General features: G+C 49.1%; 1 protein-coding gene. It reads left to right on the forward strand.

What is annotated here, in order from left to right:
- The coding region (locus tag SB756_RS36415) for an SEC-C metal-binding domain-containing protein (RefSeq protein ID WP_410914118.1) at positions 1-119 on the forward strand (119 nt) is incomplete at its 5' end.
- Positions 120-228 lie beyond the last annotated feature (109 nt).

The raw sequence follows: 228 nt of genomic DNA on the forward strand, positions 1-228 counted from the left end.
TGGCGCATCCGCAGGAAAAAGCTGTTCAGCAACCGATCAAAGCAGAAGAGAAACCGGGGCGTAACGATCCTTGTCCGTGCGGCAGTGGTAAGAAATTTAAGCAGTGCTGCCTGCATTAAGAAGTCAAATTGGGTGTCAGCGTTAATTCTGGCACCCAATAAGGAATTTGAGGCTATCTGATCACCCCACTTCTGGTAACAACCCTGCCGCAATCAAAAATTGCACGCC

This window comes from Pseudomonas sp. SIMBA_068 (assembly GCF_046534705.1).
GTDB classification, from domain to species: domain Bacteria; phylum Pseudomonadota; class Gammaproteobacteria; order Pseudomonadales; family Pseudomonadaceae; genus Aquipseudomonas; species Aquipseudomonas putida.